This window comes from Paenibacillus sp. FSL W7-1287 (genome assembly GCF_038004245.1).
GTDB lineage: Bacteria > Bacillota > Bacilli > Paenibacillales > Paenibacillaceae > Pristimantibacillus > Pristimantibacillus camelliae.
The window spans coordinates 970,001-983,729 of record NZ_JBBORD010000001.1 but is presented as its reverse complement, the minus strand read 5'-3'; the positions used below and the strand labels follow the sequence as shown (position 1 = coordinate 983,729).

The window sequence follows — 13,729 nt, the reverse complement described above, 5'->3', positions numbered from 1 at the left end:
CAGCCTCTCCTGCACACTAAACAGGTAAGCTGCGTGCTGACAATGCTAAAAAGTTTCGAAGCAGCTCCATGCCTAGCTCTCCACTTTTTTCAGGGTGAAACTGCATACCATACACATTTTCATTAGCTACAATTGCCGTCACAGGACCATAGTAGTCACCTGTCGCTAGAAGATTCTGCTTATTGTCAACGAGCGCATGATAAGAATGAACAAAGTACACATGACCTTCCTCCAGAGAGCTGAATAACGGAGATGACTGTAAGAACGTTAGCTTATTCCAGCCCATGTGCGGGATCTTGAAATCCCCTTGAAATTTCACCACTTTGCCCTGCAGCAGACCAAGACCTTGGTGCAAGCCATATTCCTCACTCTGCTCGAATAGCAGCTGCATACCTAGACAAATACCAAGCATCGGCTTCCCTGAAGCGGCATACTGCTTAGCTACGTCGCCTAAGCCTGTTTCGTTAAGATTATGCATCGCATCACCAAATGCACCAACGCCCGGTAATATGACAGCATCGGCAGACAGAATTTGATCAGGTTGGTCGGTTGTAATTACCTCATAGCCTAGTCGTTCTATTGCCTTGCTTACCGAGTGTAAATTACCCATTCCATAATCAATAATCGCGATCATATAAAACCCCCTTCTCTTTCCCCAAATTCAGCTTAAAGAACACCTTTAGTAGAAGGAACACCTTGAACACGAGGGTCTATGCTTGTCGCTTCATCCAGTGCACGACCTAGCGCCTTAAACACGGCTTCAATCATATGATGCGTATTCGAGCCGTAGTGAACAATAACATGTAAGGTAATCCGAGACTCTAATGCGAATTTCCATAAAAATTCGTGTACAAGATCAACCGCAAAGCTGCCTACAACGGAGGATGGATATTCCGCACGATATTCAAAGTGTGGACGATTACTAATATCAACAATGACCTGAGCCAATGCTTCATCCATTGGTACAAATACGCTTGCGGTACGTTTAATGCCTGCTTTATCTCCTAGAGACTGCAGCAAGGCTTGACCAAGACAAATACCAATATCCTCAACCGTATGATGGTCGTCAATTTCGATATCGCCCTTTGCATTAACCGATAAATTAAAATGTCCATGCTTCGTAAACGCATCGAGCATATGGTTCAAGAAAGGCACATCGGTTTCGATCTGTGCATCTCCCGTACCGTCAACAGCCAAGTTCAGCTTAATATCTGTTTCCTTCGTTGTACGAACAATTGAAGCTTCACGTTTATTCATATCCGTCATCTTTATCTCCATCCTCTTCTTTGCATATGGTTTTGAAATTCACTCGCGGTGCAGAATGCCTCTTTTACTTCGAGCTTTCTGCTATTGGACTAGAGCTTGAAGCTGCTTCTAGTATTATAGCTTCTGCTTTCATAGCAACAGCCAGCTTAAAGCTGAGACAGCTTCAAGCTAGCTATAGACTGCATATTTATACTTCCTTACTCAAACGCACCTCGATAGCGCGAGCATGCCCTTCAAGTCCCTCGTGACGTGCGAGCGTCATAATTTTATGTCCATTTTCAAGCAATGCCTGCTTACTATAACGAATGATGCTTGATTTTTTAATAAAGTCATCAACATTGACAGGCGAAGAGAATCTCGCGGTGCCATTTGTCGGAATAATATGATTCGGCCCTGCAAAGTAATCACCAACTGGCTCAGAGCTATAAGGACCAATAAAGATTGCACCTGCATTCTCAATATAGCTTAACAGAGACATTGGATCCTCAGTAATAATTTCTAAATGCTCAGGAGCAAGCTGATTGACAACGCTGAGGCCTTCCTCCATATTTTCAGTTAACAGCACAGCCCCATATTGCTCAATCGATGCTGCGGCGATGCCTGCACGCGGCAAGCTAGCTAGCTGTGTATCAACCTCAGCAATAACCGCATTCGCCAGCTTCTCCGACGATGTTACAAGAATTGCTGAAGCCATCTCATCATGCTCAGCCTGTGATAGAAGGTCTGCGGCGATATATGCTGGATCAGCAGTGTCATCCGCAAGCACAACAATTTCGCTTGGACCCGCAATGCTGTCAATATCGACTACGCCATACACCGAACGCTTAGCAAGCGCCACGTAAATATTACCTGGTCCACATATTTTATCAACGGGTGCAATCGATTCCGTACCATAGGCAAGCGCAGCTATCGCTTGTGCGCCTCCTACACGATACAGCTCCTTCACACCAGCTTCTGCTGCTGCTACAAGAATGTATGGATCAATACCAGCCTTACCACCTGTCGCAGGAGGCGTCACCATGACGATTTCTGGCACACCCGCTACCTGTGCAGGGATAACATTCATAAGAACAGAGGAAGGATAAGCTGCCTTGCCTCCTGGTACATATACGCCAACACGCTTTAGTGGACGAATCAATTGACCTAGCATCGTTCCGTCTGGTGATAGATCCATCCATGAATTGCGAAGCTGCTTCTCATGAAAGCGACGAATGTTGATCGCTGCTTCACGGATTGCCTCTAGAAAAGCTTGATCCACCTGACTATAGGCTGCTTGGATTTCCTCCTCTGTTACGCGGAGCTGATCTGCCGACAGCTTTACACCATCCAGCTTTTCCGTATATTGCAGCAATGCTTCGTCACCTTTTGTTTTTACATCAGCTACAATTTTTTGAGCGTCTGCATTTTGCTCAGGCGTACCGTATTCCACTTCACGTTTCAAGCCAAACTGCTCCGGCTTTAACAATTTCATACTCATATCGATTCTACATCCTCTCTAGCTGCGTGAGGCAAGCGTTTGTTGCAGCAGATCACACAGGCTTTGAATCCGTTCATTTTTCATTCGATAGCTTACACGATTCGCAATTAAACGACTTGTAATGCCAAATATTTCAGTTTGTTCAACGAGTCCATTTTCTCGAAGCGTCTGGCCTGTTTCGACCATATCGACAATTCGATCTGCAAGCCCAATCATTGGAGCAAGCTCAATGGAGCCGTTCAACTTAATAACCTCCACCTGCTGTCCAAGCTCACGAAAATAAGCTGAAGCAACATTAGGATATTTCGTTGCTACACGTGGATGTATTGTCGGCTTCCAGTCTGGAAGTGCAATGACACTCATTCGGCATCTCGCTATACCAAGATCAAGCAGCTCATATACATCCTTATTCTCTTCCATCAGCACATCTTTACCTACTATGCCAATATCAGTGACACCGTACTCTACATAAGTCGGAACATCGACTGGCTTCGCCATAATAAATTCCATCTTAGCATCTGGCAGCTCAATAATAAGCTTACGCGTGTCATCATATTCTGTAGGAATTGGAAGGCCTGCCTTACGGAATAAGTCCGAGGCTTGCTTGTATATACGGCCCTTTGGCATCGCTACCTTCAATACTTGCTGTTCATTTCCGCTCATTTGGCACCTGCTCCCTTCTCAGTAAAGGCGATCACATCAGCATATAATCTTCCCTCATAGCTTGTTGTACGTCCATTTTTTACAATCGAGGACAGCTCCTGAGCACCGCTTAGCTTGCTCGTTATTACAGCCTGACCTGCTTGGCGCATAGCCTGGGCACGTTGAATCGCTTCGCTGCGACTATATTCATCATAGACAATGATCGTCGGAAGCACCTCTTCGTTTCGCTCCAAATCAAGCAGCTCTAGAATGCGCGTCGTTTTAATAGCAAAGCCTGTAGCAGGTGCAGGATGACCAAATCCATCAAGTAATGTATCATAGCGTCCACCACTAACAACTGGAAAACCTAGATCCGCTGCATATCCCTCAAAGGTCATACCTGTATAATAAGAAAAATCACCGATCATCGTTAGATCAATCAATACATGCTCCGTCACATCATAAGCTTTAAGCACGGCCCATACTTGGCACAAATGCTCAATTGCAGCACGAGCAGTCTCGTTGCTGCTTACACGCAGCGCACGCTCGCATGTTTCTTCTCCGCCTCTTAGACGAAGGAGGTCTGCCAGCTCTTTGCTAATCTCAGATGATAAATTAAGCTTATTGAGTAAATCCTTATAGCCGACATAGTTGCGGCTAAGCAGCATCTCTTTAAGTGCAGCTTGATCCTCTGGACGCCCCTGCAGTGCATCCTCGAGTAAGCCGTTCAAAAAGCCAACATGCCCAATTGCAATCTTAAAGCGTTCAATGCCCGCAGCCTTTAATGAAGCAATCGCTAGAGCGATAACCTCAGCATCAGCTTCTGCAGAGCCATCACCTACCAGCTCAACGCCTGTCTGATAAAACTCAGCCTCACGGCCAGCCTCCTCTTCAATCGAGCGAAAAACATTCGCGTGATACGAAAGGCGCAGCGGCATTGCTTGATCCTTAAGCAGGGAAGAGACGACTCGCGCAATTGGAGCAGTCATATCCGAGCGCAGAACCATCGTCGTCCCACGATTATTTAGTAGCTTAAACAGCTTGGCATCCGAGGTAGCACTTGCTACACCTACCGTATCGTAAAACTCCATTGTAGGAGTCATGATTTGCTCATAGCCCCAGCTCTCCATACATCCTAAAACGCGGTGCTCAATAGCACGCAGCTTCTTGACAACATCAGGCAAATAATCTCTAAAGCCAATTGGTTTTTCAAATACTTTTGGTTTAGGCATACCGTTCTCCTCAGTTCTTTATTATATTAAAGCGTTAACTTATTACCATGCTAACAAAATAAAGGTTTTTGATATCTTAGCATGTTGCATGCGGCTTCGTCAAGTAACGAGCAAGCAAATGCCACGTATGCAGCTATGTCTCCAACTGAATAAGGCATGAAGCCGGCTTTACCAGCTTCATGCCTATAACGTTGCTTATTTCCCCTCACGAATGACCTGCATTGGATTACCGCCAACGAAGCTGTATGGAGCTACATCTTTATGTACGACAGAGCCAGCAGCTACAACGGCATGATCGCCAATTGTAATACCCGGAAGAATCGTACAGTTCGCCCCTATCATCACATTGGAGCCAATGTTTACTTCTCCTAGTCGATATTCGTGAATTAAGTACTCGTGCGTTAGGATCGTCGTATTATAGCCAATAATGCTATTATCCCCTACCGTTATTTTCTCTGGAAAAAACACATCAACCATCACCATGAGGGCGAATGACGTCGTCTTGCCTACCTTCATCCCTAGCATTTTCCGATAAATCCAATTTTTCATAGGGAGAATCGGACAATATCTGGCTAGCTGAATACATATAAAATTACGAACAGCTTTCCATGGGCTAACGGTAGAGTAAACTTGCCATAATGCATTGGGCCCCTTTGTTGGATAGCGAGTTATTTTCCGCAAGGTTAACGACGCTCCAATCCTACAATATCAACTAGCTCATTCATCGTTTGGATAACATAATGTGCGCCTACGTCGCGAAGCACCTGGCCTCCTTTAAGAGACCATGCAACACCTACCGTTGTAACACCTGCCTGAACACCTGATTCAATATCCATTGTGCTGTCACCAACCATTATCGTACGAGCAGGGTCTGCGCCAAGCGCTTCAATCGCTTTAAGTACAGGCTCTGGATGAGGCTTAGCGTTCTCAACATCATCAATCGTAATAACGACGTCCATGTATTTCGCAATATCGGTAAAGGCAAGACCTTTATCGGTTGTCAGTCTCATTTTTGTAGTGACCACACCCAATTTAATGTTCTCACGATGCAATATTGCCAGCACATCCTCAACTTGGTCAAAAAGCTTTACATATTCATCATGTAATCGAAGATTTACCTCTCGATAAGCTTCAATAAGATGATCGACTTTCTCTAATCCTGAGAATCGTCTCATCTGATCCTCTAATGGCGCTCCCATCGAAGGAATAATATGCTCGCGGTTAAAGCCTTCGTCAACCGTTCCCTTGAGTGCATGCAAAAATGAAGCAATAATTAACTCATTCGTATCTAGTATCGTTCCATCCAAATCAAATAGTACTGTATCGTAAGCTCTCATAGCTGCCTCCTATCCGTGCGGTCTAGTCGCCGCCTCCACCACCATCAGATCCGCCGCTGTCTCCACCGCTGCTATGTCCGCTGCTGCTGTCTGCAGAGGATTGCTGGTCGTCTGTTGTTTCTGTATTTGAGTTTGTCTTCTCTTTCGATTGATTTGCCGATGCATGCGAGGAATCTCCAACAACGGCTCCTGATTGATCTTTATTATTTTTCTTATTGTTAGCAATTTTATGATTCATAGCATTTTTTTCGGTAGCATGCTCTGCTTCTGCTTGCTGCTTCGTATTAACAATCGGATCAACATAGCGAGCTTTGGCGAAGCCTGCTGTACGACGAACGATGATAAAGACGATAACCGCTATAACAAGCAGCAATGCAAGCAGCTGTGAGCTGCGAACGTTGCCATACGCCGGATCTAAATAACCAAGCTCAAACACTGCAGTCATCGGAGACCACAAGCCATTTACTAGATCAACAAGCCACTGTGGTCCGGAGAATGCTAGTGAATCCGTCCGCAATGCTTCGATATAGAAACGACCAATAGAATACCAACCAATATAAACAGCCAGAAGTTCACCTTCGCGCAGGAATCGTTGTCTGCGAATAATGAATAATATAATCAAGCCAACGAGACTCCATATCGATTCATATAAGAAGGTCGGATGAACATAGGTTCCATTAATAAACATATGATCAACAATAAAGCTCGGGATATGTAATGTTTCTCTTAAAAATGACTCTTCAACTGGTCCACCATAAGCCTCTTGGTTAACAAAATTACCCCAGCGGCCGATCATCTGACCAATTAATAACGATGGAGCACATATATCTGCAATTCTCCAAAAGCGATAGCCTTTTGCCCGACTGAAAAAGTATCCGCACACTAAGGCACCAATAATTGCACCATAGATAGCAATACCGCCGTTCCAAATTTTAATAATATCGCCTAGATTGTCTTTATAGTAGTCCCATTGAAAGGCAACGTAGTAAATACGAGCAAAAATAATAGCAGTTGGCGCTCCGATCAACAATAAATCCATAAAGAAATCAGATTTAATGCCAAAACGCTTACCCTCCTGAATAGCTAGCAGCAGTCCTGCTACCGCTCCCAAGGCAAGTATGACTCCATACCATCTAATGGATAAAGAGCCAATCTCAAATATCACGGGATTAATCAATAATATTCACCCTTCCTTATCAGTTACATCTGCCAATAATAACAAACGTATTATAGCATAGTTAGAGGTGGTCATAACAAATTCACCTCCAAGACGTCAATCCTGCTTTGCTTTCGACTTGGAGGTGATTATGTAGTTATTAACTTTTAACGCTGCCCCATCATTTCTTTCGTAGGACCTTCTACTGGCGGTACGTTAAGCCCTGCTTGACGTAGCAATACCGTCATTTGACCACGATGATGGGTTTGATGCCCAATAAGCTTTGCTAGCATCTTGCCTTTTGTCGTTGGCCCTGTGAAGCCTTGAACCTCAGTCAGCAGATCCTCTTCAGTTAACTTCTCTGCTTCCTTAAGAATCGCATTAGCGATAATTTCATAGCGGTGTGTGATTTCCACTACACTGGATGGAACAGGCTCATCTCTTTTCGGACAAGGTACATCAAGACCGATGACATGCTTTGCAATTGATCCTGCAGCGCCAGTCAAATGCCATGCTAGCCAGCCCAATGAATTATGTCCTTCAACAATACTAAAATCTAATTTGTCGTTAGTCATTGCCTTAAATACAGATAAGGTTCCTCCTGCATTCTCATGCCAATCTTGTAAAAAATCTTCAACTACACGATACATTGCGCTCTCGCCTTCTTTCTATTTATATATGATATTGCTTTTTGTACATACAGCTTTTAATCATAATCTTCCATATCGTCTGCAATCGTTTCTGTAAGCTTGTTCGTAAACTGTAATGCTGCATTGTAGCCCATACGCTTCAACCTGAAATTCATCGCTGCCACTTCAATGATAACAGCTAAATTTCGCCCAGGTCGAACCGGAATCGTAACAAGTGGGACATTGGTTTCGATAATTTGCGTGGTCTCTTCATCAAGTCCGAGTCGATCATACTGCTTGTCTTGTTGCCAGTTTTCAAGACGAATAACAAGTCCTATACGTTTTTGCGTTCGTACTGCCCCAGCACCAAACAATGTCATAACGTTAATAATACCGAGTCCTCTAATCTCCAGCAGGTGACGAATAAGCTCTGGTGCAGTACCCGTTAGCTTGCCATCTGCTGTTTGACGAATTTCGACTGCATCGTCAGCGATTAATCGGTGTCCGCGTTTTACTAGCTCAAGAGCTGTTTCACTTTTACCGATACCACTTCCGCCTGTAATAAGCATCCCTACCCCGTAAACGTCAACTAATACACCATGGATTGTTGCTGTTGGAGCGAGTTGGTTTTCGAGGAAGTCTGTTATGCGGCTAGAGAGAATCGTTGTTGCAATCGAACTACGTAGAACAGGAATATTTAATTCGTTAGAGTTCTCAATCAATTCTGCTGGTGGTTCTAGTCCCCGGGTAATAATAATACACGGCGTTTCATCAGAACATATTTTACGCATCCGTTCTCTGCGCTCTTCACTTGTAAGCATATTGATAAAGGATATCTCCGTACGCCCTAGTAGTTGAATACGCTCGCTCGGATGATAGTGGAAATAGCCTGCCATTTCCAATCCTGGTCGATATAGATCATCTACCGTAATCAATCTTTTTTGTCCATCTTCACCAGATAAAATTTCAAGCTGGAAATGTCTAACTAAATCTGCCACCTTTACTTTTTTCGGCATACATGCATCCTCCTTAGAAAACAAGTACAGCGATGTTACTATTTCCATCGTATAGTAAAAAGAAACGAAACGCAACGTTTTAGCTATTCAAAAAAATAAAGCCCCACCGCAGATCACTGCAGTGAGGCCTTACTAACATATGAATGATAAATTAGTTCTCGAAAATGTTAAGCTCAGTTTCTTTGTCGAACAAATGAGCTTTGTTCATGTCGATTGCAAGCTTAACTGTTGCACCATCACGAAGAGTAGAACGACCGTCTACACGAGCGATTACAGACTCTGTACCGATTCCGTTAAGGTATAGGTACATTTCGTGACCAAGGTTCTCAGCAACCTCGATGTTCGCAGTTACAATTGTTTTTGGTGAAGCTTCAAGGAATACTGGCTCTTCATGAAGATCCTCAGGACGAATGCCTAGAACAACTTCTTTACCAATATGGCCTTTAGAACGTAGAACTGCTGCTTTACCTTCTGGTACAACTACATCTACGCCAGTAGCTTTGAAGTGTACTTCGCCAGCTTGCTCAGAAAGCGTACCGCTGATGAAGTTCATCGATGGAGAACCGATGAAACCAGCAACGAAGATGTTAACTGGGTGGTTGTACAGTTCTTCTGGAGAAGCTGTTTGTTGAATGAAACCGTCTTTCATAACAACGATACGGTCACCCATTGTCATTGCCTCGATTTGGTCATGCGTTACGTAGATTGTTGTAGTCTCTAGACGTTTAGTCAATTTAGAGATCTCCGCGCGCATCTGACCACGAAGTTTAGCATCCAAGTTGGAAAGCGGCTCATCCATTAGGAATACTTGAGGCTCACGAACGATCGCACGACCAAGTGCAACACGCTGACGCTGACCACCAGATAGAGCCTTAGGCTTACGATCTAGCAAATGTTCAATATCAAGAATTTTAGCTGCTTCACGAACGCGTTTGTCGATATCAGCTTTTTTGAATTTACGAAGTTTAAGACCGAACGCCATGTTTTGATAAACGTTCATATGCGGGTACAATGCATAGGATTGGAATACCATCGCGATATCGCGATCTTTTGGAGCTACGTCGTTCACTAAACGATCACCGATGTAAAGTTTACCTTCAGAAATTTCTTCAAGACCAGCGATCATACGAAGTGTTGTGGATTTACCGCAACCAGATGGACCAACTAGTACCAAGAACTCTTTATCTTTGATGTCAAGATTTACATCCGTTACAGAAGCTCTGTCGCTTCCTGGGTATCTTTTATAAATGCCTTCTAAACGTACGCCTGCCATGTGTATTTCCCCCTAAAGTGAAATTTTCTTATAGACCTATCTTATCCTAAGTCCCACTTGATGACTATGCACATACCTTACAAAAAAATTAATGCGTTTTCGTAACTTTGTACAATAACAATATAATCTTTACTAAAACCGCATCCCGGAACAGTCTTACATCAAGCCCTGTTTCCTGTTTCAGCTTGTCTAGACGATACAGCAGCGTATTTCGGTGAATATACAGCTTTTTCGCTGTTTCACTTACGTTGCAATCCAAGCTAAAAAATGTATCAAGGGTCGCAAGCATTTCAGGTTCAACAAAAAGCTCTGCTCGCTTTAGCGATTGCTCCAAATACTTTTGACGCTGAGGCTCTGGAATTGCATATAGAAGTGATTCCAAGCGCAAATTCCATGGTAGATGTATGTTGCTGCTCGGATGGAATTTACGTCCAATATGTATGGAGTCACGTAGTGTCGTCACGGTCTCAATCATGAGCTTAGCAGGAGCTGCAGGATAAGTAATAGCCAGCTGACTCTCCCCTAGCCACTCTGACGCTAGCATATCGTGCAGAGCATGGACAATATTCGTTAAAATGTCTTCTAGCGTTTCATCCTCTTCATGCTCTAATTCACTGCCTTCCTCATCCTTTAGCAGCGTTACTGGTCCCCATATGAGCCATTCATCATGACCTAAGGGAATAAGTAAGGCATCCTCAGATAAGAAGGAACGAAGCAGCTTGTCTAGCTCAGCGTAGCTTCCTTTATATTGACTTGAGCCATCTGCAACAAGCAGTATAGGAAGCATTTCATTATATAATGTATTCGCTAATACTAAGTGATCAGGAATATAGCCTGTCTTCGTTCCTTGTGCAATTTGACTTTGAAGCCATTCTCCAAGCTTCGTTGCTTGCTTTTCCTGCTTAGACATTCCTGCATATTGATGCTCAATATTTAGGTTCGGTCTATTGAATATAAGCATAGCGATCAGTTGCATCTCCGTTGAGCTTAGCTTCCGCTGTATGAACTCTAGGACCTCACAATAATCGGCATGCAGCTCTTTAATTAACCATATATCTTGATCTCCTTCTATGTATTGTCCCTTTTCAATTGTAGCATTTTCAAATGAAGGACCCATAAATTTGTACATATCCTCAAGACTACGATTGCTCGTGATGACAGAGCAATTAAGTATATATTCGAGCTGCTTCTGCAGATCATTGGAACTCATAAGCGGCACACTCCTATTTCTCTGTTTGTATACTACTATTGTATCATAATATTTTTATTATCATGAGCATCAGTAACAGGCTTATTCACTGATATTAGGCTTTATGCGTTTGTCGGACCTATGCCAGCTGCTCTTAAAGTTGAGTTATAGTCAGTAGTAACCTAGGGTAGAGGCTAGATGTTTTAGTGCTTTTAGTGCTTTTAGTGCTTTTAGTGCTTTTAGTGCTTTTAGTGCTTTTAGTGCTTTTCGTGTTCTTTAATACCTTATGTGCCTCTGCGATTTTAGAGTAGCTTGGGCTTTCTTGACGCACTTTCAGCTTCATGTTACGCTTGTTGCATATTCATGCATGTTAATGATAAATACATATATATATTGGATTGGAGGAGCTTTTGTAATGTCCAAAGTTGTTATATTATCAGGGAGTCCCAGTGTTAGTTCACGCTTGAATGGCATGGTCAATTTTGTACGGAAAACTCTTGCCGAAGCTGGATTAAACACGGCTATTATTGAGGTCGTGGACTTGCCACCCGAGGATCTTGTGTATGCAAACTTTAACAGCCCAACTATACTAGCGGCTAATGAGCTTATTGCTGCAGCAGATGCTGTTGTTATCGCTAGTCCGGTATATAAAGCATCGTATACTGGAGTACTAAAAGCTTATATTGATCTGCTACCGCAAAAAGGCTTTGAAAAGAAGCTCATTGCTCCCGTATTCATCGCTGGATCCATGGCTCATATGCTTGTCGTAGACTATGCACTTAAACCAGTGCTTGCTTCAATGGGTGCAACTCATTTTACAAAAACGGTATACGCTACTGACGACAGCATTACACGTGAACAGGATAAAGATGGTCAATATCGATTTACGATCGAGGAGAGTATTAAAGCTCGTCTGCAAGGCATTGCAGATGAACTCATTGAGTACTTAAAATAATTTATTCAACATACAAGCTGCTATAAGAATAGATACGTTTATCTTCTCTTATAGCAGCTGTTTTTATTAGACGATCATTTTACTTTAAAACAAAAAAAGAGAGGAATCCCTCTCGATCATTTGTAAAAACTGGTGAGCCATGAAGGACTCGAACCTTCGACACCCTGATTAAAAGTCAGGTGCTCTACCAACTGAGCTAATGGCTCTTATTAGGAAATGGTGGAGGCTGATGGATTCGAACCACCGAACTCGTAGAGAGCAGATTTACAGTCTGCCGTGTTTAGCCACTTCACTAAGCCTCCACATGGATTGAATGGTGGCTCGGGACGGAATCGAACCGCCGACACGAGGATTTTCAGTCCTCTGCTCTACCGACTGAGCTACCGAGCCACATCTATACTTCCTATAAGAAAAAATGGCGGAGCTGACGAGATTCGAACTCGCGGTCTCCTGCGTGACAGGCAGGCATGTTAGGCCTCTACACCACAGCTCCGTATTAAATGGTGGAGGATGACGGGATCGAACCGCCGACCCTCTGCTTGTAAGGCAGATGCTCTCCCAGCTGAGCTAATCCTCCATATGGTAGCGGCGAAGGGGATCGAACCCCCGACCTCACGGGTATGAACCGTACGCTCTAGCCAGCTGAGCTACACCGCCACATTTTTTTGACTTGTCCATCTTACTCAATTCTTATGGACTTGTCAACTACTTTTGCTCAATAATTTCATTGAGCTTTTCAAGGTTTGAACCTTGAAAACTGGATATGAAAGTTCTGAATCTCCAAAGTAAATCATTTAGGATAAGCCCTCGACCGATTAGTACTGGTCAGCTCCATGCATTGCTGCACTTCCACCCCCAGCCTATCAACCTCGTCGTCTTCAAGGGGTCTTACTAATTGGGAAATCTCATCTTGAGGGGGGCTTCACGCTTAGATGCTTTCAGCGCTTATCCCTTCCGTACTTGGCTACCCAGCTATGCTTCTGGCGAAACAACTGGTACACCAGCGGTACGTCCATCCCGGTCCTCTCGTACTAAGGACAGCTCCTCTCAAATTTCCTACGCCCGCGACAGATAGGGACCGAACTGTCTCACGACGTTCTGAACCCAGCTCGCGTACCGCTTTAATGGGCGAACAGCCCAACCCTTGGGACCTACTTCAGCCCCAGGATGCGATGAGCCGACATCGAGGTGCCAAACCTCCCCGTCGATGTGGACTCTTGGGGGAGATAAGCCTGTTATCCCCAGGGTAGCTTTTATCCGTTGAGCGATGGCCCTTCCATGCGGTACCACCGGATCACTAAGCCCGACTTTCGTCCCTGCTCGACTTGTAGGTCTCGCAGTCAAGCTCCCTTATGCCTTTACACTCTTCGAATGATTTCCAACCATTCTGAGGGAACCTTTGGGCGCCTCCGTTACTTTTTAGGAGGCGACCGCCCCAGTCAAACTGCCCGCCTGACACGGTCCCTTCACCAGATTCATGGTGACAGGTTAGAACTCCGATACGATCAGGGTGGTATCCCAACGGCGCCTCCACACATGCTGGCGCACATGCTTCAT

Annotated in this window: 13 protein-coding genes, 6 tRNA genes and 1 rRNA gene (1 of these 20 only partly in view); 1 reads left to right on the top strand and 19 read right to left on the bottom strand. The window is 44.1% G+C overall.

The features are described from left to right. Nucleotides 1-16: 16 nt before the first annotated feature. The 12 genes from hisH to NSQ99_RS04495 all read right to left on the bottom strand — a co-directional run bounded on the left by hisH (nucleotide 17) and on the right by NSQ99_RS04495 (nucleotide 11,238). A complete protein-coding gene (gene hisH, locus NSQ99_RS04550; RefSeq protein WP_340835346.1) occupies nucleotides 17-634 on the bottom strand; it encodes an imidazole glycerol phosphate synthase subunit HisH in 618 nt (205 codons plus the stop codon). 32 nt (nucleotides 635-666) lie between these two features. Next, entirely contained in the window at nucleotides 667-1,266 is a 600-nt protein-coding gene (hisB, locus tag NSQ99_RS04545; protein WP_251671071.1) for an imidazoleglycerol-phosphate dehydratase HisB, read from the bottom strand. A gap of 187 nt (nucleotides 1,267-1,453) precedes the next feature. Further along, nucleotides 1,454-2,737 (bottom strand): histidinol dehydrogenase, encoded by a 1,284-nt coding sequence (hisD, locus tag NSQ99_RS04540; protein WP_340838729.1) that lies wholly within the window; start codon nucleotides 2,735-2,737, stop codon nucleotides 1,454-1,456. 24 nt (nucleotides 2,738-2,761) lie between these two features. Next, nucleotides 2,762-3,406 (bottom strand): ATP phosphoribosyltransferase, encoded by a 645-nt coding sequence (gene hisG, locus NSQ99_RS04535; RefSeq protein ID WP_340835340.1) that lies wholly within the window; start codon nucleotides 3,404-3,406, stop codon nucleotides 2,762-2,764. Next, complete coding sequence (locus NSQ99_RS04530) at nucleotides 3,403-4,617, bottom strand: ATP phosphoribosyltransferase regulatory subunit (RefSeq protein WP_340835337.1); 1,215 nt, start codon at nucleotides 4,615-4,617, stop codon at nucleotides 3,403-3,405. Before NSQ99_RS04530 ends, hisG begins: the two co-directional genes overlap by 4 nt. Nucleotides 4,618-4,812: 195 nt before the next feature. Beyond that, complete coding sequence (locus tag NSQ99_RS04525; protein WP_251671076.1) at nucleotides 4,813-5,298, bottom strand: acyltransferase; 486 nt, start codon at nucleotides 5,296-5,298, stop codon at nucleotides 4,813-4,815. Between the two features lie 2 nt (nucleotides 5,299-5,300). Next, nucleotides 5,301-5,954 (bottom strand): pyrophosphatase PpaX, encoded by a 654-nt coding sequence (ppaX, locus tag NSQ99_RS04520; protein WP_251671079.1) that lies wholly within the window; start codon nucleotides 5,952-5,954, stop codon nucleotides 5,301-5,303. 22 nt (nucleotides 5,955-5,976) lie between these two features. Further along, nucleotides 5,977-7,137: a prolipoprotein diacylglyceryl transferase gene (lgt, locus tag NSQ99_RS04515; protein WP_340838727.1), complete on the bottom strand. Its 1,161-nt coding sequence runs from the start codon at nucleotides 7,135-7,137 to the stop codon at nucleotides 5,977-5,979. 140 nt (nucleotides 7,138-7,277) lie between these two features. Next, nucleotides 7,278-7,760, bottom strand: a complete 483-nt coding sequence (locus NSQ99_RS04510; RefSeq protein ID WP_340835332.1) for a DinB family protein — start codon at nucleotides 7,758-7,760, stop codon at nucleotides 7,278-7,280. Nucleotides 7,761-7,816: 56 nt separating this feature from the next. Further along, nucleotides 7,817-8,755: an HPr(Ser) kinase/phosphatase gene (gene hprK / locus NSQ99_RS04505; protein WP_251671083.1), complete on the bottom strand. Its 939-nt coding sequence runs from the start codon at nucleotides 8,753-8,755 to the stop codon at nucleotides 7,817-7,819. Between the two features lie 151 nt (nucleotides 8,756-8,906). Then, a complete protein-coding gene (locus tag NSQ99_RS04500; protein ID WP_340835331.1) occupies nucleotides 8,907-10,028 on the bottom strand; it encodes an ABC transporter ATP-binding protein in 1,122 nt (373 codons plus the stop codon). Between the two features lie 88 nt (nucleotides 10,029-10,116). Then, on the bottom strand, nucleotides 10,117-11,238 hold the full coding sequence (locus NSQ99_RS04495) for a PucR family transcriptional regulator (RefSeq protein ID WP_340835328.1): 1,122 nt from the start codon (nucleotides 11,236-11,238) through the stop codon (nucleotides 10,117-10,119). Between the two features lie 394 nt (nucleotides 11,239-11,632). Here NSQ99_RS04495 and ssuE point away from each other — a divergent pair, with 394 nt between their 5' ends. Beyond that, complete coding sequence (ssuE, locus tag NSQ99_RS04490; protein ID WP_340835327.1) at nucleotides 11,633-12,172, top strand: NADPH-dependent FMN reductase; 540 nt, start codon at nucleotides 11,633-11,635, stop codon at nucleotides 12,170-12,172. Nucleotides 12,173-12,302: 130 nt separating this feature from the next. Here ssuE and NSQ99_RS04485 read toward each other — a convergent pair. From NSQ99_RS04485 to NSQ99_RS04455, 7 genes are all read right to left on the bottom strand, one after another. Further along, nucleotides 12,303-12,378: transfer RNA gene (locus NSQ99_RS04485), tRNA-Lys, on the bottom strand. Nucleotides 12,379-12,389: 11 nt separating this feature from the next. Next, nucleotides 12,390-12,474 (bottom strand) — tRNA-Tyr (locus tag NSQ99_RS04480). A 12-nt stretch (nucleotides 12,475-12,486) separates the two neighbouring features. Then, nucleotides 12,487-12,562, bottom strand: a tRNA-Phe gene (locus NSQ99_RS04475). A 26-nt stretch (nucleotides 12,563-12,588) separates the two neighbouring features. Next, nucleotides 12,589-12,665: transfer RNA gene (locus NSQ99_RS04470), tRNA-Asp, on the bottom strand. Between the two features lie 8 nt (nucleotides 12,666-12,673). Then, nucleotides 12,674-12,749: transfer RNA gene (locus NSQ99_RS04465), tRNA-Val, on the bottom strand. Nucleotides 12,750-12,752: 3 nt separating this feature from the next. Next, nucleotides 12,753-12,829 (bottom strand) — tRNA-Met (locus NSQ99_RS04460). Nucleotides 12,830-12,967: 138 nt separating this feature from the next. Continuing rightward, nucleotides 12,968-13,729 (bottom strand): 23S ribosomal RNA (locus tag NSQ99_RS04455); it runs 2,168 nt beyond the window's last position.

Coding starts and splice junctions, on each gene's coding strand:
- hisH (WP_340835346.1), bottom strand. CDS start 634: ATGATCGCGATTATTGATTATGGAATGGGTAATTTACACTCGGTAAGC.
- hisB (WP_251671071.1), bottom strand. CDS start 1,266: ATGACGGATATGAATAAACGTGAAGCTTCAATTGTTCGTACAACGAAG.
- hisD (WP_340838729.1), bottom strand. CDS start 2,737: ATGAAATTGTTAAAGCCGGAGCAGTTTGGCTTGAAACGTGAAGTGGAA.
- hisG (WP_340835340.1), bottom strand. CDS start 3,406: ATGAGCGGAAATGAACAGCAAGTATTGAAGGTAGCGATGCCAAAGGGC.
- NSQ99_RS04530 (WP_340835337.1), bottom strand. CDS start 4,617: ATGCCTAAACCAAAAGTATTTGAAAAACCAATTGGCTTTAGAGATTAT.
- ppaX (WP_251671079.1), bottom strand. CDS start 5,954: ATGAGAGCTTACGATACAGTACTATTTGATTTGGATGGAACGATACTA.
- NSQ99_RS04510 (WP_340835332.1), bottom strand. CDS start 7,760: ATGTATCGTGTAGTTGAAGATTTTTTACAAGATTGGCATGAGAATGCA.
- hprK (WP_251671083.1), bottom strand. CDS start 8,755: ATGCCGAAAAAAGTAAAGGTGGCAGATTTAGTTAGACATTTCCAGCTT.
- NSQ99_RS04500 (WP_340835331.1), bottom strand. CDS start 10,028: ATGGCAGGCGTACGTTTAGAAGGCATTTATAAAAGATACCCAGGAAGC.
- NSQ99_RS04495 (WP_340835328.1), bottom strand. CDS start 11,238: ATGAGTTCCAATGATCTGCAGAAGCAGCTCGAATATATACTTAATTGC.
- ssuE (WP_340835327.1), top strand. CDS start 11,633: ATGTCCAAAGTTGTTATATTATCAGGGAGTCCCAGTGTTAGTTCACGC.